At 70.2% G+C, this 359-nt stretch carries 1 protein-coding gene; it reads right to left on the bottom strand.

Annotated elements, in window-relative coordinates:
- Positions 1–352, bottom strand: a 352-nt coding sequence (locus ACR6JA_RS22930) for an MFS transporter (RefSeq protein ID WP_494599792.1), incomplete at its 3' end; no start/stop codon positions are given.
- Positions 353–359: the final 7 nt, after the last annotated feature.

Raw genomic sequence — 359 nt, 5'->3', positions numbered from 1 at the left:
CGAACTGGCTTTCGCCCAGGCCCGCCGCCAACCGGCCGGCGATGATGATGGCCAGGCTGGCTGTGGACGACAGCCCCGGCATGGCGGCGGCCAGGTACAGCAGTCCGGCGACCGCCATCCCCGCCGCGCCCTGCAGCGCCGATCGCTTGCCGCCCTGCTGGTCGGTGACCCGGCCCGCGTAGCCGCGGGTCAATACGGTGGCCAGGAACTGGATGCCAATCACCAGTCCCACGACCAGATTGCTGAAACCGAGATGCGCGTGCACGAACAGCGGAATGACCGGCAGCGGCAAGCCGACCGCCAGATAGCCGCAGAACAGCGCGGCAATGATGCCCGGCGCCGGACGGGACAAGGGCGCG

The organism is Cedecea sp. B1(4) (genome assembly GCF_059414925.1).
This window is presented reverse-complemented; position numbering and strand designations above follow the sequence as displayed.